Origin of the sequence: Marinobacter sp. DUT-3, from assembly GCF_050379435.1 — a bacterium.
Classification (GTDB): domain Bacteria; phylum Pseudomonadota; class Gammaproteobacteria; order Pseudomonadales; family Oleiphilaceae; genus Marinobacter.
This window is the reverse complement of record NZ_JBNRMG010000005.1, coordinates 36,936-61,561: the sequence shown is the minus strand read 5'-3', so window position 1 is coordinate 61,561 and position 24,626 is coordinate 36,936. Positions and strand designations below refer to the sequence as shown.

Here is a 24,626-nt window from a genome sequence, read left to right as displayed (position 1 = left end):
CCTCCCCCGTGGTCGGCACCGATGCTGAAGCTACAGGGAGGGCCACAGAGAGTCAAATTCATCCTCATTGGTGCCCGACGTGGGAGTGGGAGTGCCGACGCTGAGAGCCTCGGAATTCTGGAGTTTGAGCTCAAACTGACTGATGCTGCCGGTGGCAGACAGTTTCCGCGACAGCTGGCCAGGGTCTTCACGGCCGTCGTGGAGCAGTGTGATACGGCTGCCGGACTGGAACGGCAGCCTGGGAATGATCAGCGTTGCGGCCTGATTGACGACACTGATTTCCGGCAGCAGCAGTCCCCGCAGGTATTCACTGCTGGCTCCCACTTTCTGGATGAGCCGGACACCGCAGGGAGCGGCGCTGGGCGCCAGTAGTTCAATACCGATCTGGGTGCCTTTGTGCTTGACCTGGCGAATCCAGCGGACCACCGCAATGCTCCAGGGATGGCTGGAATGTTCCCGTACCCCGAGAACCTCACCGGTTTGCAGGGCAGGGGGAACGTTGCTTTCCCAGGCAATGCAATATCCGCCGGGACTGGCATTGACCAGCAGCGCCTGGTGGGATTGAGGCCGATTCTTGCCGGTTTCCGCCAGCGGTGCCCTGGCGGAAGCGCCACGGTAGTTGATGGGGGTGTCCGCCGAGCGGGGGACATCGTCCACGGGGCCGGCATCGTGGGCGCTGGCCCAGACATCCTGTTTTTGGCGGGCAGAGCGGATGAACAGGTTTTCCTCATCGTGCTGGCCGTTGTCATTGCCCTTGATGAACTCGTTAAACGGTTTTTCGCCCGAGACAAAGTAATGCGCGGCAGTCAGCCCGACGCAGACCTCCAGCTTGCCCTGGCTGGAGATGCGATTGAAGTTGCGTTTGGCGAGGATGCCCAGCGCCTGGCTCAGATGCTGCAGCAGTGTTTCATTGACTCTGGGGGGAAGCTGGAGGTCATTGTTGCCCTGACCGCGGGACCCTCTCGCGCCTAATGTTTCTGACAGCATTCGCGATAACTCGCGGGTGTCGAACCCAAAGGTGTCCCCATCGGGGCCGTGCTCCAGAAGGCTGCGATAGACCGGAGGCGTATCCTTCTCCATGTTGACCGCGAACAGACTTTCCTCGCCGGGGTGAGGATCGCAGACGACGTGCCGGGTCCAGGTTTCGAACAGTTCGTATGTGTGCTGCAACTCATTCTGTCGCAGCTGGTTTGGGCGTGCACACCCGAGCAGAAGGATGCGCTTATAGCAATCCTCAACGGTGCTGTTGTGGCGATGACTCAGGGTGTCATCGTCAATGCTGATGCCAGCAAGCCTGTTGCGATAGGCGAAACGGAACAGGCGATGGCATTCCAGCCAGCTGTGTGCAGGGCTCGGGCAGTATAGCTGGTGGGCGCGCACGATGGTGGCAGACAGTTCGGATATTGCGCGGTGAACCGACGTGGCAACCGCTTTGCGATTCTTGTCCAGGCTTCCGTTGTCCAGGAACTCCAGTACGCACAGTTTGTAACCGCTGGCGGAGTGTAATTGCAGGGCCTGGGACAGGTTCGCGATCTTGCGTTGTTTTTCGGGCAGTGCAACAGACAGCCCGAGATAGTGGCGTGACAGTTCCGTGCACACGAAATGAATTTTCGGGCGGATCATTTCAAGGAACTGCAAGCGCTGCTGAGGTGCAATGAAAAGGTGGTTCAGTTCGATGATGGCGTGGTAAAGCTGACGCGAAGCTTCACCAATATTGGCCATCGGCAACTGGTTCACCCAGTCCCGGAAAGCTTTCGGGGACGTCTCGCAGAACGAGAGGCTCGCCGTTTTTTGCTCGGGAACGCGGAGATTGGGTTTCAGGATGATGCCTTCCATTAGTTAGAGCCGTTTTTTTGAACTGTAAAATAGCAAAGGCTTAACAAAAAGCGAGAAATTCACGAGTTGACAAACTTTCACAAGTGAATTCAGGCCAACTTTGCCAAACAGATCACGCGAACAGGTCAATCGGCGTTTTTCCCGCTTTGCCCGGAATCTCACGCACCAGTCTGGGCACCAGGAAACCAGGCAGTGTCGCCAGCAGGGTGCGCACAATCTCTCTTGCCTGCTCGTCACTGACATCAAAATGATGGGCGCCAGCCACGGGATCAAAAGCGTGAAGGTAGTAGGGTAGCACGCCTGAATCAAAAAGCCGTTCGCTGAGTTCTGCCAGGGTGTCCGCGCTGTCGTTGACGCCCCTGAGAATGACGCTCTGGTTGAGCAGCGTGACGCCCGCCGACCGCAGGTGACCAAGGGCCTGACGGGTCTGGCTGTCCAGCTCCGCCGGGTGGTTTACGTGAAGAACCATGACCGTTTGCAGGCGGGTCTTTGACAGCCAGGACAGCAGTGAGTCACATACCCGCTGCGGAATCACCACCGGTAACCGGGTATGGATCCGTAACCGCCGGATGTGGGGTATGGTGCTGATCGCCTCCGCCCAGGCCGACAGCAGCCGGTCATTGACGGCCAGAGGATCACCGCCACTGAAAATGACTTCGTTGAGTTGCGAGTCTCGCGCCAGCGTGTCAATGACATGGTCCCGGTCGGCCGCTGACATACGATGTTCATCATAGGGGAAATGCCGACGGAAACAGTAACGGCAGTTAATGGCGCACTGGCCGGTCACCATCAGCAGGGCCCTGCTGCGGTACTTGCGGATCAGCCCGGTGGTTTCTTGCGCGTCGGACTCCTGCAGCGGATCGGATACATAACCGTCAGCGGGCTCGTCTTCCATCGCCAGCGGCAGTACCTGGCGTAGCAGCGGATCCCGGGGATTTCCCCGTGCCATCCTGTTCAGGTAGGGTTCCGGCACTCTGACGGGGAACAGCCGGTGGCCGCGCTCGGCGCCGGCCAGCCATTGCCCGGGGTCCAGATCCAGGCGCCGGAGCAGCTGTTCCGGCGTGGTCACGGACTCCGACAGCAGCTGTTGCCAGCTGCGGGAGTCGTTATCGGCCAGGCGGGCTTCTATACGGGTGGGGGTTCGCTGTATCATAGCGACCCTTGAATTTTTAATCGCATCTTTTCGGGTGAACATTTCATGGCTTCATATTCTACCAACGAATTTCGCGGCGGTCTTAAGGTTTTGCTGGATGGCGACCCCTGCGTGATTCTTGAGAACGAATTCGTAAAGCCGGGTAAAGGCCAGGCCTTTAACCGGGTAAAACTCCGTAACCTGATGAGCAACCGGGTGTGGGAGCGCACGTTCAAATCCGGCGAAAGCCTGGAGTCGGCTGATGTCATGGATCAGGACATGGAGTATCTGTACACCGACGGCGAATTCTGGCACTTCATGCTCACCGACGGTTCCTTTGAACAGTATCCTGCCGATGCCAAGGCCGTAGGCGATACTGTGAAGTGGCTGAAAGAGCAGGATGTGTACACGGTCACCCTTTACAACGGCGCACCTCTCTCCGTTTCGCCTCCTAACTTTGTCGAGCTGGAAGTGGTAGACACCGATCCCGGCATGAAAGGCGATACCGCCCAGGGTGGGTCCAAACCGGCTACCCTGTCTACCGGCGCCGTGGTCAACGTGCCGTTGTTCATCACCATTGGTGAAGTGCTGAAAGTGGATACCCGCTCCGGCGAGTACGTCAGCCGCGTCAAAAGCAGCTGAAGGCCATTGTTATGAGCCGAGCGTTCGAGTGGCAGCCTTCGGCTTCACTAAGCGCCCTGAAAAGCCGCGCAGACCAGCTAGCCTGGGTGCGCGGCTTTTTTGCGCAAAGGGGGGTGCTGGAAGTGGAAACACCGGTACTGGGTCGTTATGGAGTAACGGATCCCAATCTGGACGGTATTTCCGCCAATACCACGGCCGTGGCCGGCGGTGTTGCCGGTGGCTGGCTTCAGACCTCCCCGGAATATCACATGAAGCGCCTGCTGGCAGCCGGTTCTGGCCCCATTTTTCAGGTTTCCAGAGTGTTCAGGGACGGGGAGCGTGGGCGCCGTCATAATCCGGAGTTTTCCATGCTGGAGTGGTACCGTCCCGGGTTTACCGACGGTGACCTGATGGCGGAAGTCAGTGACCTGGTGGCCGGCTGGCTGGGGTGCAAGCCGCCGGAGGTGATGGATTATGGTGAAGCCTTTCGCCGGTTTGCCGGTCTGGACCCTTTCCTGGCGTCTGACCGGGAGTTGGCGGGTTGCTGCGAGCAATGGCTGGAGTCGGAACAGGCGATGGCTCTGGGGCGTGATGGTTGCCTCGATCTGATGATGAGCTATCTGGTGGAGCCGGCCCTGGCGGACTACGGACCGGTATTCATCAATGGCTATCCCGAATCTCAGGCGGCGCTGGCCAGGGTCAGCGAGCGCGATGGGGTCCGGCAGGCCCACCGCTTTGAGCTGTATGTCCAGGGCGTCGAGTTGTGTAATGGCTACTGGGAGCTGACCGATCCGGCCGAACAGAGCAGGCGATTTGCGGCCGACAACCGGATCCGGCGTCAGTCCGGAAAGCCTGAAATGGCAGTGGATTCAGCCCTGCTGCATGCCATGGAGGCGGGGATCCCCGAGTGTGCCGGCGTCGCCCTGGGGCTCGACCGATTGCTTATGCTGAAGCTGGGAACCAGTGATATTGCTGATGTGCTTGCCTTCCCATCCGAACGTGCCTGAGCGCCCCTGACCGCTCGCAGGGGCGCTGAATGGCCGCTCCTTCAGGCCAGGGTGCCGAAGGCTTGCCCCACCCTGACTGTTTTTCCGGGAACTTCGTCCTTATTCCATGCTACTGAACCTTTCGGCATCACCAGCACAACCGTGGATCCCAGGCGGAAACGGCCCATCTCCTCGCCTTTTTCAAAGCGGATGTCCGTCTGGCCATCGTCGTAACGGGTGGACGTAACCTGGCCGGTGCCGGGCGCGACAACGCCGCCCCAGATGGTTTCAACGCTGCCAACAATCATGGCCCCCACCAGCACCATCGCCATCGGGCCCGCGTCGGTATCGAAAATGCAGGCAACGCGCTCGTTCCGGGCAAACAGGTTAGGCACGTTCTCGGCGGTGACCGGGTTAACGGAAAACAGCTTGCCTGGGACGTACACCATTTCCCGCAGCTTGCCCGCCAGGGGCATGTGTATCCGGTGGTAGTCCTTGGGGGCTAGGTAGATGGTGGCGAATTCACCTTCCGCGAAGTCTGCCGCCCGTTGTTCATCGCCTCCGAGCAATTCCGTCAGGCTGAAAGACTGGCCTTTGGCCTGAAATACGCGGTCACCGGTGACGTGTCCGAGCTGGCTGATGGCGCCATCCACCGGGCTGACCAGCGCGGAGTCCCGGCTGTCGACCGGGCGTAACCCGGGCTTCAGGGCGCGGGTGAAAAAGGCGTTAAAGCTTGGATAGGCTTCCGGGTCCGATTCCACTGCTTCGCTCATGTTTACGCCATAGCGGCCGATAAACCAGCGAACAACGCGGTTCTTGAGCGCCGGGGTGCGGTCATTGTCCGCCAAACGACCTGCCAGCCTGGAAATAGCCAACTGGGGAGTTATGTACTGGCTCAAAACGAAGAACTTGTTGAACATTAAACGGGATCCTTTGCGCTCGAAGGCGCGAAGTTTACCAAATACGGCGGCGTGTATAGAAATTGTTTCACAGCTTCGCGGTTCGCATCGGCCCTTGCTATTATCACCTCTGTTCTGGCAGTGCGGTTGCGAACACAAATTTCCGATAACTATTACATAAGGCGTTTTTTCTTCCCATGTTGCTCATTATCGGTGCGGTCATTGTAATTGCGAGTGTTCTCGGCGGGTATGTCCTGCACGGCGGTAACCTGATGGTGCTGTGGCAGCCCACCGAGGTATTGATCATTGGTGGCGCGGCGGTCGGCTCCTTTGTCATCGCCAACCCGATGCACACTGTGAAAGAAGTGTTTCAGGGGATAATGCGGCTGTTGACCGGTTCGCCATACAACAAGGCGTTCTACGTCGACCTGTTGAGCCTGCTGTATGACATCTTTGACAAGTCACGGAAGCAGGGGGTGATGGCCATCGAGGAAGACATCGATAATCCCGAATCCAGCCAGATTTTCTCCCGCTACCCGGCCATTATGAAGTCGAAGCAATTGCTGGCGTTCATCACCGATTACTTGCGCATCATCAGTTCCGGCAACATGGCGACCCACGAACTCGAAGGCATGATGGAAAACGAGATCGACAGCCGTCAGCACGAACTGGAAGAGCCGGCCCACGCGTTGAACAAGATTGCCGATGCGTTGCCCGGGCTGGGGATTGTTGCTGCGGTGCTCGGTATTGTTATTACCATGAATTTCCTCACCGAAGGCCCCGAAAAAATCGGCCTGAGTGTGGCCGCCGCGCTGGTGGGCACCTTCCTTGGCATCTGGATGGGTTACGGCTTTGTTGGCCCCACCTCCATCGCCCTGGAGCACGCCGCCAAGTACGAGCTGAAGGCCTATGAGTGCGTAAAGGCCTCGGTGGTGGCAACGGTTTCCGGCCAGGCACCGCAGATGGCCATCGAATTTGGCCGCAAGGCGCTGCCAACGGACAAGCGCCCCGAGTTTCAGGAGCTTAACGACCACGTCCGGTCGAAGTAAGGTTATTCAGGGGCTGTTGGAGCAGGTTTGTGGAAGAACAACCGATCATCGTAAAACGCAAGAAAAAGGTAGCGGGCGGCCACCATGGTGGTTCCTGGAAAGTTGCCTTCGCAGACTTTGCGACTGCGATGATGGCGTTTTTCCTCGTGTTATGGCTAACGGCCACCGCCTCTCCCGAGCAAAAACGGGCGGTAGAAGGTTACTTCAAGGACCCGGTTGGTTTTACCGAGGGTGGCTCACCGAACCCGGTCGACCTGGAAGGCAGTGCTTCGGTCGTTAATGAGAGTACCCGGGATATCGAAAGGAGTGATATCCAGATCGAAGACCAGGTGGTGGAAGAGCTGGCGGAAACCCTTGAACAGCGACAAATGGAAGAGCTGTTCCAGGAACTCCAGGAGCGCATCGAGGAGAGCGAGACGCTGCAGGAGTTCAAGGACCAGTTGCTGATCGATATTACCAGTGAAGGGCTGCGGATCCAGATCGTGGATCGTTCCCAGCGCCCGATGTTCGACAGTGGCCGGGCGGAGCTGAAGTACTATTCCCAGGATATTCTGTTTGAACTGGCCAAACCGTTGGGTGCGGTGAGTAACAAACTGAGCATCACCGGTCATACCGATGCCACGCCCTTCAACGGACGTCCGGGCTATACCAACTGGGAGCTGTCCGCCGATCGCGCCAATACCGCACGTCGGGCGTTGGTTGCCGGCGGTGTAGGCGCCCGCCAGATTGCCAGGGTCGTCGGCCTGAGTGACTCGGTCCTTTTCGACAAAGATGACGCCACGGCGCCGGTGAATCGCCGCATATCGATCATCGTCCTCAACAAGAAAGCCGCAGCAGGTATCCAGAGCAATGCTGGGCGCAGTGATGAACCGTTGATTGATCTGACCCGACCGACAGAGGCGGAGCAGGAAGAGGCAATGGAAAACCTGGAGCAGGGCGACTGGATGCGAGAGCAGGAAGAGCCCGCCGAGGGCGAGCTCAACTGGTAACTGCCCGGCCTTGCTCAGTCGAGCTTGAGGCCTCGCGACTGCTGCTCCGCCATGTCCTTGAGGATGCGATGGAAACTCTTCAGTCGCGGATAGCTGATGCGTCCTTCCTCAGCAGCTGCATCAATGGCGCAACCGGGATCCCCCAGATGACGGCAGTTGCGAAAACGGCAGTGGCCGATCAGGTCGCGGATTTCCCGGAATCCGTATTCGATTTCCTGGGGCGTCATATGCCACAGCCCGAATTCCCGGATGCCCGGAGAATCAATCAGATCCCCTCCGATGGCAAGGTGGAACAGCTTGGCGGTAGTGGTGGTATGGGTGCCCTTGCCAGTACTCTCCGACAGTGCCCCGACCCTCAGCGATTCCTCCGGTAGCAAAGTCTGGATAATCGATGACTTGCCTACACCAGACTGGCCCACAAACACGCTGGTCTGGTTCCTGACCAGATCTTCCACCTGCGGTGACGGCGTACTGCCGGAAGCCGTGGCGGAAGTGCGCACCACCTGGTAACCCAGCGCTTCGTAGCGACCCAACAATTCATCAACACCCTGTCGATTCTGATCGGTCAGCAGGTCAGTCTTGTTCAGCAGGATAACCACAGGAATGTCGGTGCTTTCGGCTGCCACCAGATACCGGTCAATCAGGTTGTCATGGGGTTCCGGCTCCGACGCGATCACCAGAATAATATGATCGATATTCGCCGCCACCGGCTTCAACGCCCCGAAGTTGTCCGGGCGTTGCAGCAGATTGGTGCGATCACAGCGGGCGACAATGACACCGGTTTCGCTCTTGCCCGGTCGCCAGATAACTTTGTCGCCGGTCACCAGGCTGTCGATGTTGGCGCGCACAAAGCAGCGCACCACCTGACCCTGGTGTTCGCCTTCCAGCGCTTCCACATCCAGCTGCTGACCGTAGTGGGCAATGATCAGCCCCTGTTGTTCTGCACCCAGCTCGCCGGCTTCGGTCAGCTCCTCAATGGCTTTCTCCTTACGGGAAACCCGCGCCGTCCGTTCCGCCTGGATTTTCTTGATGCGCCATTGCTGCTGTTTGTTCAGTCGCCGTTTTGCCATGAAGTAATTTCTGGATTCTTGATGAAGGGTGGTATTTGCTGTGACATCATACGCTAACCGGAGGATCGCAGCCCGCACGATTGGCATCAACCTCTGAGAATTTATCTGAATTTACGGGCACTGGCGGGTGCCACGCTCCGGGACACGCTACAAGCACATCCCTGTGCGCTTGATCTCCGGCCATCCATGGCCTCCGACAGTCCCGGAGCGTGGCACCCACCAGCACCCTGCACCAAACCGACAGTTTCGAGGAATAACGTATGGCGGACGTGAATAACCTGGTATGGATCGACCTGGAGATGACCGGTCTGGATCCTGAGAAAGAACGGATCATCGAAATGGCGACCATCGTCACCGACTCGGAACTGAACGTGGTTGCCGAAGGTCCTGTGATTGCCATCCATCAGTCAGATAGCCTGCTCGATGCCATGGATGAATGGTGCACCAAAACCCATGGTGAGAACGGTCTCACCCAGCGGGTGAAAGACAGCAAGGTGTCTGAGCGGGAAGCGGAGCAGGAAACCATCGAGTTTCTGAAACAGCATGTGGAGCCCGGTAAGTCGCCGTTGTGCGGTAATAGCATCGGCCAGGATCGGCGCTTTCTGGTGAAATACATGCCGGAACTGGAAGGCTTTTTCCATTACCGGAACCTGGATGTCAGCACCATCAAGGAGCTGGCGCGGCGCTGGCGGCCGGATGTGCTGGCGGGCGTGAAGAAAAAGGGCAGCCACCTGGCTCTTGACGACATTCGTGATTCCATCAACGAACTGCGTCACTACCGGGAAACCTTTTTCAAGTTATAGGCCGTGTTGCTTCAGTGCCCATTGGACGTGTTCCCGCACCATGTCTGATGGGTGGTCCGCGCGTTTCTTGAGGGCCTCGATTACCGGGATGGTGGAGGGCGCGTTACCCAGGCCTACCGCCAGGTTGCGTAGCCAGCCTTCGTAACCGGTACGGCGTATCGCCGAGCCCTCTGTTCGCTTCAGGAACTGTTCTTCCGTCCACATAAACAATTCCGCCAGTTCGCTGTTGTTCAGGCCATGGCGGGGCTGGAAATCGGGTTCCTGTGTGGGCTTGCTGAACTTGTTCCAGGGGCAGACCAGTTGGCAGTCGTCGCAGCCGAACACCCGGTTGCCCATCAACGAGCGTAGTTCTTCCGGGATGCTGCCCTTGAGTTCGATGGTCAGGTAGCTGATGCAGCGGCGGGCATCCAGCAGGTGCGGGCCCTTGAAGGCGTCGGTCGGGCACAGCTCCAGGCAAGCGCTGCAGCTGCCGCAATGGTCGGTTTCAAATGGCTCGTCCACCGGCAGCGGGGCACTGGTGAAGATTTCGCCCAGGAAGAAAAACGAACCAGCTTTGGGGTGAATCACCATGTTGTTCTTGCCAATCCAGCCCAGGCCCGCACGCTGGGCAAGGGCTCTTTCCAGTACCGGTGCGCTGTCCACGAACGCGCGGTAATCGTAGCCGCTGACCGCTTCGTCAATGCGTTTGGCGAGGGTGGCCAGGCGCTTTCGCATCAGTTTGTGGTAGTCCCGACCCAGGGCGTAGCGGGTGACGTAGGCTTTTTCCCGGTTAGTAAGCGCTTCTTTCGGGCTGTCCGGTGACGCCAGGTAATCCATTCGTACAGAGATCACCCGCAGGGTTCCGGGCACCAGGGACGTTGGCGTATAGCGCTTGTCGCCATGATCGCCCATGTAGGCCATCTCGCCGTGGTAGCCTTTTGCCAGCCAGCTCCTGAGGCGCTCACCATGGACACCGGTATCCGGCAAGGTGATGCCCGCATCGCTGAAGCCCAGCTCCTTCGCCCAGGTGCGGATGGAATCGGGCAGGTTTTCAATGGCTTCGGTCGGTTTCGCGGTCATGGTCAGGCAAGCAGGATGAGCGTACGGAATTTTAATCTGATTAAGTTATGACCTTTTTCTCTGTTTTGCTATGCTTTACAGGTATCTGGCCAATTTTCTTAAACTGATTTCTTTAGCTGGAGCGCGGGTGCATGCCCCTGTCTGATTTGCACAGTCTACCAGAAGACCTGTATTCCGCGGATGCCGTGCGGGAGATCGATCGGTATGTGATTGATCATCAAGGGGTTGATGGTTTCGATCTGATGCAGGCAGCTGCAGCCTCAGTGTTCCGCCGCCTGGTGAAGCGGTGGCCCGAGCCGGGCAGGGTGCTGGTACTTTGTGGCGCCGGAAACAACGGTGGAGACGGTTATCTGGTGGCAGCTGCTGTCCGTCGTCATGGCCTGGATGTGAGCTGTATTGCCGTGGCGCCGGTTGAAAAGTTGTCCGGTGATGCCCGTCTGGCCTGGCAGAAAGCAAAAAAGGACGGCGTAGACATCATCGACTGTGGAAACAGTGCCGCGGAAGAGCTGGATGCCCGTTTTGCTTCGGCGACCGTGATTGTCGATGCCATGCTGGGGACCGGTGTCGCGGGCGCTCCCCGGGAACCGTTCGCGGATATGATTCGTCGCTGTGAGGACGCCGTCGCCCCGGTTGTGGCCGTGGATTTGCCGTCGGGACTGAATGCCACAACCGGTGCCGCAGCCGGGGATGTGGTGCGCGCGGAAATGACCGTCACTTTCATTGGCCTGAAGGCGGGGCTGTTTACCGGTCATGGTCCGGAAGCCTGTGGCGAGATCTGTTTCGAATCTCTGGCCACAGAGCAGTGGCTTGAAGACAGTGGGCAGCTCCCCCTGGCGCGCAGGGTTGACTGGGACGCCATGGGGGCATTGGTGCCGCGCAGGCCGGTTACGGCCCACAAGGGGCGTTTTGGTCATGTGCTGGTGGTGGCCGGTGACCGGGGGTTTGGCGGCGCGGGTATCCTTGCCGCCGAGGCGGCGTCCCGCGCTGGCGCGGGGCTGGTGACGCTGGCTACGCGGCCCGAGTACGTTGCGCCGGCATTGGCGCGTTGCCCGTCGATTATGGTCCAGGGGCTGATCCACGGGTCTGAGTTACCCGCACTGCTGGATGCCGCGGATGTCATTGTGTGTGGCCCAGGGATCGGTCAGGGCCCCTGGGGGCAGCAGATGCTGCAGCAGGTGGTGGCCAGTGGCAAGCCCAGGGTACTGGATGCCGATGCGCTGAATCTGATGGCCTCCCGGGTTGCACTCAAGGATGATGACCATGTTTTGACTCCTCATCCCGGTGAAGCGGCACGGTTACTGGACTGCCAGGTGGCAGAGATCGAAATGGACAGGATCAAGGCCGTTACCCGATTGCGTGAGGTGTTTGGCGGCACAGTGTTGCTCAAGGGCGCGGGCACCGTGATTGCATCCGCGGAGGTCCTGCCCGGGGTGATTGCCGGGAGTAATCCGGGGATGGCGACGGGAGGCATGGGCGATGTACTTTCGGGTATCATCGGCGCCTTGTACGGGCAGCTTGGCAATCCATCCCTGGCGACCACCATGGGCGCGTGCCTGCATTTGGCTGCTGCCAACCTGGCCTCAGAGAGGCAGGGCTTTATGGGATTGCTGCCTGGTGATGTGATTGAAGCCCTGCCGCAGGTATTGGCAGAGGCAGAGCGAAATAACGGCGGTCTGGAAATGCTGGAGTCGAAAACGTGATGCAGTCTGATCAACCGGGGCTCCGGGTCTTCCTGGCTGACGAAGCCGCTACGGAAGCGTTGGGGAGCCAGCTGGCACAGGTGGTATCAGGGGCCGGAGGCGGAGTGACCGTTTTTCTGGAAGGCAACCTGGGTATGGGTAAGACCACGCTGAGCCGGGGTGTCATGAGGGGGCTTGGTCACGAAGGGGCCGTCAAAAGTCCGACCTATACCCTGGTGGAGCCCTATGAGCATCTTCACCCGGCCGCTTATCATTTTGATCTCTACCGGCTGGGTGATCCGGAAGAACTGGAGTATATGGGGATCCGGGATTACTTCGAGGGTGACAACTTTTGCCTGATTGAGTGGCCGGAACGGGGGCAGGGCGTATTGCCGCGACCGGATCTGGTGATCACTCTCAGCCGGGAGGGCACGGGTCGTTCAGCGTGCCTGATGCCCGGAACACAAAACGGTGAGTCGCTGTTGGCAAAGTTACAGGATGCTGGCGGAATTCGACCCGGTGCAGTTGCGGGTCAGGACAAGAACAGGTGAGTCGTATGAGTATCATCAGAACATCAGGCACGTCTCTGGCGTTAGGTATGCTGGCCTTGCTGCTGGCTTTTCCAATGAGTGTCTGGGCGGGTAAGGAAGTGGAAGGTGTGCGTATCTGGCCAGCGCCGGATCACACCCGACTGGTTCTGGATACTGCAGGCAAAGTGGAGCATAACGTATTTTCCCTGTCTGGCCCGTCGCGGTTGGTCATCGACATGAAGAATGTCAGCCTGCAAGCCGATTTTTCGAAGCTGGATCTGACCGACAGCCCTATCCGTAAAATTCGCAGCGCGCCACGGAATGGCAACGACCTGAGGGTGGTGCTGGACCTCAAAAGTGATATCAAACCGCGCAGTTTTCAACTGGAGCCCAACCAGCAATACGGCCATCGTCTGGTGGTTGATCTGATTGATGAAGGCGGGTTGAAAGTGCAAAAGGACGTCAAGCCAACGGTGACAGAAAACGCCAATGGGAAGCGGGATGTCATTGTGGTTATTGATGCCGGTCACGGCGGCGAGGACCCCGGTGCTATCGGCCCCCGGGGTACCCGTGAGAAAGACGTCGTGCTCTCCATGGCGAAAACCCTGCAGAAGCTTATTGATGAGAAGCCCGGATTTACTGCAAAACTGACACGCACCGGCGATTACTATATCGATCTTCGCAGCCGGACGTTGCTGGCGAGGAAGCATAATGCGGATCTGTTCGTGTCGGTGCATGCCGATGCGTTCCGGACACCGCAGCCCAGAGGCGCCTCAGTGTTTGCGTTGTCTGAGCGTGGAGCAACCAGTGAATCCGCCCGCTGGCTCGCCCAGAGTGAAAACCGCTCGGATCTCATCGGTGGCGCGGGCGGCGTGTCACTGAACGGTCGTGATGAGATGCTGGCGGGCGTTCTGCTGGACCTGTCGATGACCGCCAGTATCAACTCCAGCCTGGGCATTGGCAGTTCGATCCTCGGCAAGCTTGGCAATATCACCAAATTGCACAAGCGTGGCGTCGAGCAGGCGGCCTTTGTGGTGCTCAAGTCGCCGGACATACCGTCATTGCTGGTGGAAGCGGGTTTCATTTCCAATCCGCAGGAGGAGAGGAACCTTTCCAGCTCCGCCTATCAGCGCAAGCTGGCCAGCGCAGTGTTTGACGGGATTTATGAGTACTTCTCCGACACGCCCCCTCCGGGGACGTTGCTGGCGGCCCGGAAGGCCAGTCGTCAGGGTGGTAATTCCGTCAGCCAGTACCGGATTCGTCGCGGGGACACCCTCTCGGGGCTGGCGCGGGAGAACCAGACGACGGTCAGTGAACTGATGCGTTTTAACGGCCTGAACGACGACCGTGTTATGGTAGGGCAAACCATTCGTATTCCCGCATCCTGAACAAGAGGTTTTCCCGAAACATGCCCGCCATCCGATTGCTGACTCCACGGCTTGCGAACCAGATAGCTGCAGGCGAAGTGGTGGAGCGCCCCGCTTCCGTTGTCAAGGAACTGGTGGAAAATGCCCTGGATGCCGGCGCCAGCCGGGTTGATATTGATGTAGAACAGGGCGGCGTGAAGCTGATCCGGGTGCGGGACGACGGCTCCGGCATCGGTGAAGCGGATCTGCCATTGGCTCTCAGTCGTCACGCCACCAGCAAGATAGAAAGCCTGGATGACCTGGAGGCGGTGGCCTCTCTCGGTTTCCGTGGCGAGGCCCTGGCCAGTATCAGCTCGGTGTCGCGGCTTGCGCTGACCTCCCGCACGGAAGATCAGGAAGCCGCCTCCCGGGTCGAAGTGGAGGGGCGCGACATGGATGCCCGCATCTCACCGGCGGCTCACCCCGTGGGCACCACCGTGGAAGTGCGGGACCTGTTCTTCAATACACCCGCCCGGCGCAAATTCCTGCGAACCGAGAAAACCGAGTTCAACCACGTTGAAGAGTGCGTTCGCAGGCAGGCGCTGAGCCGGTTTGATGCCGGGTTCACTCTGCGTCACAACCAGCGGGTTATCCAGAGCCTGCGGCCGGCGGAGAATCCCCTCGACCGGGAGCGTCGTATCGGCTCCCTGTGTGGCCAGCAGTTTATCGACAATGCCGTGGTGATTGATGCCGAGGCAACCGGGCTGCGCCTGTGGGGCTGGGTCGCTCTGCCCACCTTTTCCCGCAGTCAGGCGGACCTGCAGTATTTCTTCGTCAATGGCCGGGTGATCCGTGACCGCCTGGTGGCGCACGCCGTGCGGCAGGCCTACCGGGATGTGCTGTACAACAACCGTCATCCGGCCTTTGTGCTGTACCTGGAAGTGGACCCGGCCACGGTGGATGTGAATGTTCACCCGACCAAGCACGAAGTGCGTTTCCGGGATGGCAGGCTGGTACACGATTTCATTTTCCGCACGCTGCACAAGGCGCTTGCGGATGTGCGCCCGGATGACCATTTGCGTGGCGCCGTCGCTCAGTCCGCAGTGCGGGAAGAGGTTGGCGGCACGGGGGTGGTCGGCGGCGGTGCATCGCCGTTTGCCGGTGGCAGTGCTGCCTCACCCGTCGATCCGGGGATGTCCCGCAGCTGGGGGGAAACCGCGTCCGTATTTCCGGCCGGGGGGAACGGGGCGCATCAGCCGCAGCACGAATGGCAGGCGCGGGATCAGTTGGGATTCTATCAGTCCCTGAACGAAGGCGGTGGTATGGCCGGGCGAGAGCAGGGTGCCCCGGCCCCGGACCTCACGGTGGGCCAGCCCACGCCGCCGACCGACAGCGAAGCGGAGCCGCCACTGGGCTACGCCATCGCCCAGTTGCATGGCATATACATCCTGGCCCAGAGCCGGCAGGGCATGATTGTCGTGGATATGCACGCGGCCCATGAACGTATTACCTACGAACGCATGAAGCGGGCGCTGGAAGCGCAGGACCTGAAAAGTCAGCCCTTGCTTGTGCCGGTGTCTCTGGCAGTCAGCCAGAAAGAAGCGGCCCTGGCGGAGACCCATGGCAACGAACTGCAGCAGTTGGGGCTTCAGGTCGAGCGCATTGGCCCCGAAACCCTGGCGATCAGGCAGGTGCCGGCCCTGTTGCGGGGTGCGGATACAGAGCAGCTGGTGCGCGATATCCTGGCCGACCTGATTGAAAACGGTCAGAGTGACCGGGTTGAGGCCGTGACTCATGAGTTGTTGGGGACCATGGCGTGTCACGGCTCTGTCCGGGCTAACCGGCAGCTGACCATTCCGGAAATGAATACTCTGTTGCGGGACATGGAAGCGACCGAGCGCAGCGGGCAATGCAACCATGGCCGTCCGACCTGGACCGTGGTGACCCTCTCCGAGCTGGACAAACTGTTCCTGAGAGGGCGTTAGAGGCGTCATGAGCGAGCACCTGCCCCAAACATCCGGGTTTCCGCCAGCCATTTTCCTGATGGGGCCAACCGCTTCCGGCAAGACCGATCTGGCCATGGCATTGTGTGACCGCTTGCCCTGCGACATCATCAGCGTCGACTCGGCGATGATCTACCGTGGCATGGACATAGGCACGGCAAAGCCATCCGCCGCGGAGCTGGCCCGGGCTCCCCATCGTCTGATTGATATCTGTGATCCGGCCGAAAGCTATTCGGCCGCTGATTTTCGACGGGATGCGTTGCGGGAAATGGAGATTATTACCCGGGCAGGCCGGATTCCGTTGCTGGTGGGCGGTACCATGATGTACTTCAAGGCGCTGCTCCATGGTATGTCGAACCTGCCGTCCGCGGATCCAGTGCTTCGGCAGCAACTGGAGAAAGAAGCACAGGAGAAGGGCTGGAGTGCCCTGCATGACGAGCTGAATGCGCGGGATCCGGTGGCTGCCGGGCTGATACACCCGAATAATCGCCAGCGGTTGATAAGGGCCCTGGAAGTGATCAGGCTGACGGGCAAGCCCATTTCAGAATTATGGCAACATTCCAGTGCGGGGGGCGACAACGGGAATAGCAAGTCCCTGAATGTCGAGGATTACACCTATTTTACCCAATGGCAGGCAGACGAATCCCCCTCGCTTCCGTATACTGTAGCCCAACTTGCTGTTGCTCCGGCCGACAGAAAGGTCCTTCACGAGAGAATTCGCCTGCGTTTCATGAAAATGCTTGAGGCCGGCTTTCTTGAGGAAGTCCGGGCGCTGATGGCCCGGGAAGACCTTCATGTGGGCTTGCCCTCCATGCGTTGTGTCGGATATCGCCAGGCCTGGCATCACCTTGCCGGGGATGACGATTATGACACCATGATCAGCAAGGGCGTGGCGGCGACCCGCCAGTTGGCGAAGCGGCAGTTAACCTGGTTGCGCAAGTGGTCCGATGTGGACTGGCTCGACAGCGAAGATCAACATATCGCTGAAGAAGCCTTGAAAATTATCGGACTTCGCACCACATTTAACTCTGATAAATGACGATCTGCACTTACATATAAACAGGAGAAAACACATGTCAAAAGGGCATTCTTTACAAGACCCTTACCTCAATGCCTTGCGCAAGGAACGCATTCCGGTTTCCATCTTTCTGGTTAACGGCATCAAGCTTCAGGGCCAGATTGAGTCTTTTGACCAATTCGTGATTTTGCTGAAAAACACTGTCAGCCAGATGGTCTACAAGCATGCCATTTCCACCGTTGTGCCCGCCAGGAATGTCCGTATTCCGCCCCAGGCTCCCGGCGGCGAAGGTGAGGTTGAAGACTGAGTTGTCCGGTTTTTCCGGTATTGCCACCCGCGCTTCCGACGAACCCTTGATGGTTCCGAGGGACGCGGGTGTTTGTTTTTATACGGCTAACGGTTTGACTGTTTCGGAGTTGTTACCACTTGTTTGAACGTCCCGACGTTGGTGAAAGGGCAATTGTCGTCCATATTGATTTTTCCTCTCACGACGAGGCCGAAGACCCTGATGAGTTCCGCGAACTGGTCACGTCTGCCGGTGTTGAGCCGGTCGGTCAGGTGACCGGTTCCAGAAAACAGCCAAGCCCCCGCCTGTTTGTCGGGGAAGGCAAGCTCGAAGAAATTCGCGACGCGGTTGCTGCCAACGAGGCCGACGTGGTGTTGTTCAATCACGCGCTGAGCCCCTCCCAGGAGCGCAACATCGAGCGCGAGCTCAGATGTCGGGTGCTGGATCGTACCGGGGTCATCCTTGATATCTTTGCCCAGCGCGCGCGAACCCACGAAGGTAAGCTCCAGGTGGAGCTTGCTCAGCTTGAGCACATGTCGACACGGCTGGTGCGCGGCTGGACCCACCTTGAGCGCCAGAAAGGCGGTATTGGTCTGCGCGGGCCAGGTGAAACCCAGCTGGAAACGGATCGCCGCCTGCTCCGTGAACGGATCAAGTCGATTCACAAGCGGTTGGAGAAGGTGCGCCGGCAGCGTAACCAGGGTCGCCGGGCCCGCAAGCGTGCCGATATCCCCACGGTTTCCCTGGTTGGGTATACCAACGCCGGTAAATCAACCCTGTTCAACCACATCACCACCTCATCCGTGTATGCTGCGGACCAGTTGTTTGCCACGCTGGACCCGACATTGCGGCGGCTGGAACTTCCGGACATCGGTCCGGTCGTAATGGCGGACACCGTCGGGTTTATCCGCCATCTGCCTCACAAGCTTGTGGAAGCCTTCCGCGCAACCCTTGAGGAAACGACCGAAGCCACGCTGCTTCTCCATATCATCGACTGCCATGACAGTCGTCGTGATGAAAACATGGAGCAGGTCGAAGAGGTGCTGGCCGAAATTGGCGCTGACGAAATCCCGGTGCTTCAGGTCTTTAATAAAATTGATTTGCTTGATAATTTTACACCGCGTGTCGAGCGTAACGAAGACGGTTTACCCGTCCGGGTGTGGTTGTCGGCCGTCAGCGGCGAAGGCATCCAGGGGCTGTTTGACGCCATCGTGGAGCGCCTGGCGGAGGATGTCATCCACCAGTTTGTGATGCTGGGCCCGCGGGATGGCAAGCTCAGGGCGCTGTTGCACCAGGCCGGATCGGTATTGAGTGAAGAGCATCGTGACAGTGGTGATACAGTACTGGAGGTCCGCCTGCAGCATCGGGACTGGCTCCAGCTGTTGAGCCGTGCAGATATACAGGAAAAAGACATCAGATTAGACGCTGGGGAAAGGTAAACCGGCACTGCTATTGCCGGGGCGCTTATAAATCCCTAGTATTTGCAGCCATTCTATAAGTTAGGAACGGAGAGCATTATGGCCTGGAATGAACCGGGTGGTAACCGTAACGACAATGATCCATGGGGAACCGGTGGTGGTCGTGGCGGCAATGATCAAGGTCCGCCAGATCTCGATGAGGCGCTGAAAAAAGGCCTCGATAAACTGAACAGGATGCTGGGTGGCAAGGGTGGTCGTTCCGGCGGTTCCGGCGGATCTTCATCCGGCGGTGGCGGCGGTTTTGGCGCCATTCTCGCACTGGCCGCGATTATTGCGGTGGGTTACGTGGTATTCCAGTCCTTTTACACGGTTGACGAACAGGAGCGGGCTGTTGTGCTGCGGTTCGGTGAGTTCAGTCGCACCGAAGAGCCGGGCCTTCGTTTCAAGGTCCCTCTGATCGACGATGTCACCAAGGTTCGTGTCACTAATGTGCGCACGGCGGAATCCAGCGGCCAGATGCTGACCCAGGATGAAAACCTGGTGACGGTGGACCTCCAGGTCCAGTACCGTGTTGGCGATGCGAAGGCGTACGTGCTGAATATCAGGGATTCCAATCAGGCGCTGGCATTTGCTACCGACAGCGCTTTGCGTCATGAGGTGGGTAGTTCCACCCTGGATCAGGTGCTGACCGAAGGTCGTGTCGAGCTGGCGGTGCGCGTTGAACAACGGTTGCAGAGCTTCCTGCGTGATTACGGCGCCGGTCTGCAAATCGTGCGGGTGAACGTTGAAAGCACCCAGCCGCCTCCCGCCGTGCAGGATGCTTTCCGTGAAGTCCAGCGTGCCCGTGAAGACGAGCAGCAGGTCAAGGAAGAGGCAGAAACCTACCGTAACAAGGTTGTGCCGGAGGCCCGTGGTCAGGCTCAGCGCATGATTGAAGAGGCCAACGCCTACAAGGAAGAGGTGATTGAGCGCGCCAACGGTGAAACCGCGCGCTTCCTGGCCATGCTGGAGGTCTACAAGATGTCTCCGGAAGTGACCCGTGAGCGCATGTACCTGCAGGCGCTGGAAGGCGTGCTGTCGAGCACCAGCAAGGTTCTGGTGGATACCGAAAGCAGCGGCAACATGATGTACCTGCCGCTGGATCGGATGACCCAGGGTCGTATGGCCGGTGGCAGTAAAGGTTCGTCGGGCGGTTCCGGGGAGCAGTTGAATATCCAGACCCTTACCGACCAGGTGATTCAGGAACTGCGTGGACGGCAGGAAACCGGCATTCGGAGGAGCAGATAATTATGGGACCCAAAGGTGTAGTGGGCCTTGCAGGCGCCCTCATTGTAGTCCTGCTGGTTTTGTCGAGCGTATATATCATTCCGGAGACTCACCGTGGTGTAAAACTTCGCTTCGGCGAGTTGGTTCAAACGGATCTCCAGGCGGGCCTGCACTTCAAGGTACCGGTGATTGATCAGATCCGGGAGTTCGATATTCGTGTGCTGACAATGGATCTGCCTTCCCGTCAGTACCTGACGATCGAGAAGAAGCCGCTGGATGTGGACTCCTATATCGCCTGGAAGATCCGCGATGTGGACCAGTTCTATCGGGCCACCGGTGGTGACGAATACCGTGCCCAGTCCCTGCTGCAGTCCCGTGTGGATAACGGCCTCCGTAATGAGTTCGGTGTACGAACCATGGTGGAGGTCGTCTCCGGGCAGCGTGACGAACTGATGCATACGCTGCGCGATCGCGCCAACGAGACCGCCATTAAAGAGTTTGGTATCGAGATCCTCGATATTCGTGTCAAGGCGATCGAGTTTCCCGGCGAGGTGAGTGAGAACGTTTACCGCCGTATGGCGACCGAGCGTGAAAAACTGGCCCAGGAATTCCGTTCCCGGGGCCGCGAGCTCGCTGAAGGTATTCGTGCCGACGCCGATCGTCAGCGCACCGTTGTACTGGCAGAAGCGTTCGCTGAGGCGGAAGAAACCCGCGGTGAAGGCGACGGTGAGGCTGCGAGAATCTATGCCGATGCCTATGGGTCGAACGAAGAGTTTTACAGCTTCTATCGTAGCCTGCAGGCATACCAGAACACCTTCTCCAGCAAGGACGACCTCATGGTGATCGACGCCAATAGTGACTTCCTGCGGTTCCTCAAGGATCCCCAGGGCGGCCGCTGAGAGTCATTGCCCTGACCTAAAACCGGAATACCTCGGTATTCCGGTTTTTTTGTGCCTGCCAACAGTGTAAAATTCTGCCGGTTTTGGTTCGGGTTTTCTCCTGCTCCGGACCTCGCCCTAAAATCCTGTGCATTCCCCCCGGCTTCGGTTGCTGCGGGGCAGAACGGACAACGGAATCTCATGACAGTATCTGATCGCTGGTTACTGCCGGATGGCGTGGAAGACATTCTGCCGCCTCTCGCAGGACAGATAGAATCCCTGCGCCGGGATGTAATGGACACCTGCCAGCGCTGGGGGTACCAGCTGGTAATCCCGCCGCTGATTGAATACCTGGAATCCCTGTTTACCGGAACCGGCCACGATCTTGAACTGCAGACGTTCAAACTGACCGATCAACTGACCGGCAGGATGATGGGCGTTCGCGCGGACATGACCCCCCAGGCGGCCAGAATTGATGCCCATACCCTCGGGCAGGAAGGCATTACCCGGTTGTGTTATGCCGGCCATGTGCTGCATACCCGTCCACGGCACATGCTCACGGGCCGTACTCCGATCCAGGCCGGTTGTGAGCTGTTTGGCAGTGCCTCCGAAGCGGCGGATATGGAAGTGATCAGTCTGATGCTGGAGACCCTGCGGGTTTCCGGGATGCCCAGAGTGCACCTGGACCTGGCTCACGTCGCCATCTATGAAAGCCTGATGGGAGAAGCCGGCTTCGATCGGGATACCGAAGCGGCCATATTTGACGCCATGGCCCGCAAATCCGTTCCAGAGCTGGACGAATTGCTCGGCTCCTGTGCTGCCGACACCGCCGGTGGTCGTCTGCGGGAACTGGCCCGGGTCAGTGGCGGAGCGGAAGCTTTGCAGGAAGCCAGGAAGATTCTTGAAGGTGCGCCCGAAGCCCTGACTGGCGCCCTTGACCAGTTGGGCCGCGTGGCGGATATGCTGACCCGTGACTTCCCGGAAATCAGTTTCGGCTTCGATTTCTGCGAATTGCGTGGCTACAACTACCACACCGGTCTGGTGTTTGCCGCCTACGCGCCGGGCCACGGTGATGCGGTGGCCAAGGGTGGCCGCTACGACGCCATCGGTAGTGACTTTGGCCGCGCCAGGCCGGCAACCGGCTTCAGCCTGGACGTTCGTGCACTGGTCTCCCTGGGGGAGCGCGTGGTGCGCCGCACCGGCGCTGTGTGGGCGCCCGCCGATGCAGATCCTGCACTGGAAGGGGTGATTTCCGGACTGCGCCTGACGGAAACCGTGGTGCGGGCACTGCCGGAAGATGCGGATACCGACCCGAAAGCCAGGGGTTGTGACAGAGTTTTGGTAAAGCGTGACGGCCAGTGGGTCGTGGATCAACTGAGCTGAATTGAGAGAGAATCATGGGTAAAAATGTAGTTGTGCTGGGCACCCAGTGGGGTGATGAAGGCAAGGGCAAGATTGTTGATCTGCTGACTGACAAGGTCGCAGCCGTGGTTCGTTTCCAGGGCGGCCATAATGCCGGCCACACCCTGGTTATTGAAGGCAAGAAGACCGCGTTGCATCTCATTCCGTCCGGTATTCTCCGTCAGGAAGTACAGTGCCTGATTGGTAATGGCGTTGTGCTGTCACCGGAAGCCCTCCTGAAGGAGGTGCGTGAACTGGAAGCCAATGGTGTGGCGGTGCGTGATCGCCTGCGTATCAGCCTGGCGTGCCCCATAATTCTCAGAACCCACGTCCGTATTGACCAGGCCCGCGAGCGCGCCAAGGGCAATGAAAAGATTGGTACTACCGGTCGTGGTATCGGGCCGGCCTATGAAGACAAGGTGTCCCGCCGTGGCGTTCGCCTTGGGGATTTGTGTAATCCGGCAGCGTTTGAGGAAAAGCTGCGGGAGATCATGTCCTACCACAACTTCGTGTTGACCGAGTATTTCAAGGAAGAGGCCGAGGATATCGACGCCGCATTGGCGGAGCTCAGGCTGATGGCTGAAGAAATTCTGCCGATGGCTGCGGACGTCACCGACATCCTGCATGACTACCGCAAACGCGGTGAGAATATCCTGTTCGAAGGCGCTCAGGGCTCGCTGCTGGATATTGACCTGGGTACCTACCCCTATGTCACCTCGTCCAACACCACGGCGGGTGGAACCGCAACCGGGTCCGGTTTCGGTCCGCTGTTCCTGGACTATGTGCTGGGCATTACCAAGGCCTACACCACCCGCGTTGGTTCCGGTCCTTTCCCGACCGAGCTGTTCGATGACATGGGGCATCACCTGGCGGTGAAAGGCAACGAAATCGGTACCACTACCGGGCGTTCCCGTCGTTGTGGCTGGTTTGATGCGGTAGCCCTGCGCCACGCGATCCAGATCAACAGTGTCTCCGGTATCTGCCTGACCAAGCTGGACGTACTGGACGGCATGGACACGGTGAAGGTGTGCGTGGGTTACAAAACCCCCAAGGGTGAGATTTTCCGTCCCCCCATTGGGTGTGACACCTACGATGACATTGAGCCGGTGTACGCTGAGCTGCCGGGCTGGCAGGAAAGCACCGTTGGCCTGACCAGTCTGGAGCAGTTGCCGGAAAATGCGAAAGCCTATATCCGCTTCCTGGAAGAACAGATCGAGGCCCCGATCGACATTATCTCAACCGGGCCGGATCGGGTGGAGACAGTGACGCTCCGTCATCCGTTTGGCGAATAAGGCCGAAGGCCTGGCGATAAAAAACCCGCTTCCGAGCGGGTTTTTTCATAGACGGAGCCGGGAAATCAGGGCTTGCTGGCGATGACCGTCGCCCGTTTGGGGCCGGGGTAGCCTTCAACGGTTTTAGCCGGGTCGTCCGGGTCGAGGAAATCCGCCAGGGAGTTGAACCGCATCCAGTCGGTCTGGCGCTGTTCCTCAATGGTGGTCTCGGTGACATCCACCACCCGCGCGTCCCTGAATCCGGTGCGGTCAAGCCACCGCAACAGGGTGTCGCAGCTGGGCAGAAACCACACGTTGCGCATCTGGCCGTAGCGATCCTCAGGCATCAGGCTGTAGCCTTCCGGACCATCCACCACCAGTGTTTCCAGCACCAGCTCACCGCCACGGCGCAGGGTGTCCTTTAGCTCCAGTAAGTGATCCAGAGGGGACCGGCGGTGATAGAGCACGCCCATGGAGAACGTGGTGTCGAACGATTCCAGTTTGCCGGGAAGGTCTTCCATGCGCACCGGAAGCAGGTCCACGGGGGCGTCTTTCACATATTTTTTAACACTGAGGAACTGGAACAGGAACAGCAGCCCGGGGTCGATTCCGATGACCCGCCCGGCGCCTTCCCCCAGCATGCGCCAGCAGTGATAGCCGGAGCCGCAGCCTACGTCGAGAATACGTCGCCCCGTCAGATCCGACAGGTAAGGGGCAACCCGGTCCCACTTCCAGTCGGAACGCCATTCGGTGTCGATGTAGGTGCCAAAGAAATCAAAGGGTCCCTTGCGCCAGGGCATCAACCCCCTCAACCCAGATTCCAGCTGCTTCTGCTGTGAATCGCTGAGGGTCGTTTCCGTGCCCAGGGTAATAGCGGACGTGTCCAGCCTGGAACGGGCGTCGGGAACCTCGGGAAGCTGAGCCAATGCCCCCATCCAGCGGGCGATGTCGCCGTGGGGGTTGTCCTCAAATCGACGCCGGAGTTGTTGGGTCAGCAGGGTGGACCAGCGTTCCTGGCCGTCAGTGTTTAATTCGTCGAGGAGGGCCTGGTAGCAGCCCTGCCAGTCAAAGGTTGCCATGGAAACT

General features: G+C 59.0%; 22 protein-coding genes. 16 read left to right on the top strand and 6 right to left on the bottom strand.

Going from position 1 to position 24,626, the window contains the following annotated elements; all coding sequences use genetic code 11:
• Positions 1-30 precede the first annotated feature (30 nt).
• Positions 31-1,836, bottom strand: a complete 1,806-nt coding sequence (locus tag ACQUWM_RS10755) for a GTPase (RefSeq protein WP_428922147.1) — start codon at positions 1,834-1,836, stop codon at positions 31-33.
• Positions 1,837-1,948: 112 nt separating this feature from the next.
• The gene (epmB, locus tag ACQUWM_RS10750) at positions 1,949-2,989 is read right to left on the bottom strand and encodes an EF-P beta-lysylation protein EpmB (RefSeq protein WP_428922146.1); all 1,041 of its coding nucleotides are present in this window, start codon (positions 2,987-2,989) and stop codon (positions 1,949-1,951) included.
• Between the two features lie 45 nt (positions 2,990-3,034).
• On the opposite strand from epmB, the gene efp reads away from it, so the two are divergent.
• Together efp and epmA are read left to right on the top strand one after the other, a co-directional pair.
• Entirely contained in the window at positions 3,035-3,610 is a 576-nt protein-coding gene (gene efp, locus ACQUWM_RS10745; protein WP_406988829.1) for an elongation factor P, read from the top strand.
• 11 nt (positions 3,611-3,621) lie between these two features.
• Positions 3,622-4,596 carry an EF-P lysine aminoacylase EpmA gene (gene epmA, locus ACQUWM_RS10740; protein ID WP_428922145.1) on the top strand — a complete coding sequence of 325 codons (975 nt, stop codon included), beginning with the start codon at positions 3,622-3,624 and terminating at the stop codon, positions 4,594-4,596.
• A gap of 41 nt (positions 4,597-4,637) precedes the next feature.
• Here epmA and asd read toward each other — a convergent pair whose 3' ends face one another.
• Positions 4,638-5,495, bottom strand: coding sequence for an archaetidylserine decarboxylase (gene asd, locus ACQUWM_RS10735; RefSeq protein ID WP_428922144.1), 858 nt, complete (start codon positions 5,493-5,495; stop codon positions 4,638-4,640).
• A 176-nt stretch (positions 5,496-5,671) separates the two neighbouring features.
• Here asd and motA point away from each other — a divergent pair, with 176 nt between their 5' ends.
• Positions 5,672-6,523: a flagellar motor stator protein MotA gene (gene motA / locus ACQUWM_RS10730; protein ID WP_406999178.1), complete on the top strand. Its 852-nt coding sequence runs from the start codon at positions 5,672-5,674 to the stop codon at positions 6,521-6,523.
• 29 nt (positions 6,524-6,552) lie between these two features.
• Positions 6,553-7,512 (top strand): flagellar motor protein MotB, encoded by a 960-nt coding sequence (motB, locus tag ACQUWM_RS10725; RefSeq protein WP_428922143.1) that lies wholly within the window; start codon positions 6,553-6,555, stop codon positions 7,510-7,512.
• Positions 7,513-7,526: 14 nt separating this feature from the next.
• Here motB and rsgA read toward each other — a convergent pair whose 3' ends face one another.
• Entirely contained in the window at positions 7,527-8,582 is a 1,056-nt protein-coding gene (rsgA, locus tag ACQUWM_RS10720; protein ID WP_406999174.1) for a small ribosomal subunit biogenesis GTPase RsgA, read from the bottom strand.
• Between the two features lie 260 nt (positions 8,583-8,842).
• Here rsgA and orn point away from each other — a divergent pair, with 260 nt between their 5' ends.
• The gene (gene orn, locus ACQUWM_RS10715; RefSeq protein WP_428922142.1) at positions 8,843-9,385 is read left to right on the top strand and encodes an oligoribonuclease; all 543 of its coding nucleotides are present in this window, start codon (positions 8,843-8,845) and stop codon (positions 9,383-9,385) included.
• Here the strand turns inward: orn and queG are convergent.
• Positions 9,380-10,444 (bottom strand): tRNA epoxyqueuosine(34) reductase QueG, encoded by a 1,065-nt coding sequence (gene queG / locus ACQUWM_RS10710; protein ID WP_428922141.1) that lies wholly within the window; start codon positions 10,442-10,444, stop codon positions 9,380-9,382. The two genes, orn and queG, sit on opposite strands and share 6 nt — an antisense overlap.
• 131 nt (positions 10,445-10,575) lie before the next feature.
• On the opposite strand from queG, the gene ACQUWM_RS10705 reads away from it, so the two are divergent.
• The 11 genes from ACQUWM_RS10705 to ACQUWM_RS10655 all read left to right on the top strand — a co-directional run bounded on the left by ACQUWM_RS10705 (position 10,576) and on the right by ACQUWM_RS10655 (position 23,561).
• Complete coding sequence (locus tag ACQUWM_RS10705; protein ID WP_428922140.1) at positions 10,576-12,144, top strand: NAD(P)H-hydrate dehydratase; 1,569 nt, start codon at positions 10,576-10,578, stop codon at positions 12,142-12,144.
• The gene (tsaE, locus tag ACQUWM_RS10700; protein WP_428922139.1) at positions 12,144-12,674 is read left to right on the top strand and encodes a tRNA (adenosine(37)-N6)-threonylcarbamoyltransferase complex ATPase subunit type 1 TsaE; all 531 of its coding nucleotides are present in this window, start codon (positions 12,144-12,146) and stop codon (positions 12,672-12,674) included. The genes ACQUWM_RS10705 and tsaE overlap by 1 nt, the downstream gene beginning before the upstream one ends.
• Positions 12,675-12,679: 5 nt before the next feature.
• A complete protein-coding gene (locus tag ACQUWM_RS10695; RefSeq protein ID WP_428922138.1) occupies positions 12,680-14,041 on the top strand; it encodes an N-acetylmuramoyl-L-alanine amidase in 1,362 nt (453 codons plus the stop codon).
• A gap of 20 nt (positions 14,042-14,061) precedes the next feature.
• Positions 14,062-15,984 (top strand): DNA mismatch repair endonuclease MutL, encoded by a 1,923-nt coding sequence (gene mutL / locus ACQUWM_RS10690; protein WP_428922137.1) that lies wholly within the window; start codon positions 14,062-14,064, stop codon positions 15,982-15,984.
• Positions 15,985-15,991: 7 nt separating this feature from the next.
• Complete coding sequence (miaA, locus tag ACQUWM_RS10685) at positions 15,992-17,041, top strand: tRNA (adenosine(37)-N6)-dimethylallyltransferase MiaA (protein WP_428922136.1); 1,050 nt, start codon at positions 15,992-15,994, stop codon at positions 17,039-17,041.
• Between the two features lie 34 nt (positions 17,042-17,075).
• Positions 17,076-17,327, top strand: coding sequence for an RNA chaperone Hfq (gene hfq / locus ACQUWM_RS10680; RefSeq protein ID WP_297791709.1), 252 nt, complete (start codon positions 17,076-17,078; stop codon positions 17,325-17,327).
• A 119-nt stretch (positions 17,328-17,446) separates the two neighbouring features.
• On the top strand, positions 17,447-18,745 hold the full coding sequence (hflX, locus tag ACQUWM_RS10675; protein WP_428922135.1) for a ribosome rescue GTPase HflX: 1,299 nt from the start codon (positions 17,447-17,449) through the stop codon (positions 18,743-18,745).
• A gap of 78 nt (positions 18,746-18,823) precedes the next feature.
• Positions 18,824-20,011 carry an FtsH protease activity modulator HflK gene (hflK, locus tag ACQUWM_RS10670; RefSeq protein WP_428922134.1) on the top strand — a complete coding sequence of 396 codons (1,188 nt, stop codon included), beginning with the start codon at positions 18,824-18,826 and terminating at the stop codon, positions 20,009-20,011.
• Between the two features lie 2 nt (positions 20,012-20,013).
• Positions 20,014-20,889 carry a protease modulator HflC gene (gene hflC / locus ACQUWM_RS10665; protein WP_428922133.1) on the top strand — a complete coding sequence of 292 codons (876 nt, stop codon included), beginning with the start codon at positions 20,014-20,016 and terminating at the stop codon, positions 20,887-20,889.
• Between the two features lie 180 nt (positions 20,890-21,069).
• The gene (locus ACQUWM_RS10660; protein WP_428922132.1) at positions 21,070-22,251 is read left to right on the top strand and encodes an ATP phosphoribosyltransferase regulatory subunit; all 1,182 of its coding nucleotides are present in this window, start codon (positions 21,070-21,072) and stop codon (positions 22,249-22,251) included.
• Between the two features lie 14 nt (positions 22,252-22,265).
• Entirely contained in the window at positions 22,266-23,561 is a 1,296-nt protein-coding gene (locus tag ACQUWM_RS10655; RefSeq protein WP_406999148.1) for an adenylosuccinate synthase, read from the top strand.
• A gap of 65 nt (positions 23,562-23,626) precedes the next feature.
• On the opposite strand, the gene cmoB is transcribed toward ACQUWM_RS10655, so the two are convergent.
• Positions 23,627-24,619 carry a tRNA 5-methoxyuridine(34)/uridine 5-oxyacetic acid(34) synthase CmoB gene (gene cmoB / locus ACQUWM_RS10650; RefSeq protein WP_428922131.1) on the bottom strand — a complete coding sequence of 331 codons (993 nt, stop codon included), beginning with the start codon at positions 24,617-24,619 and terminating at the stop codon, positions 23,627-23,629.
• Positions 24,620-24,626: the final 7 nt, after the last annotated feature.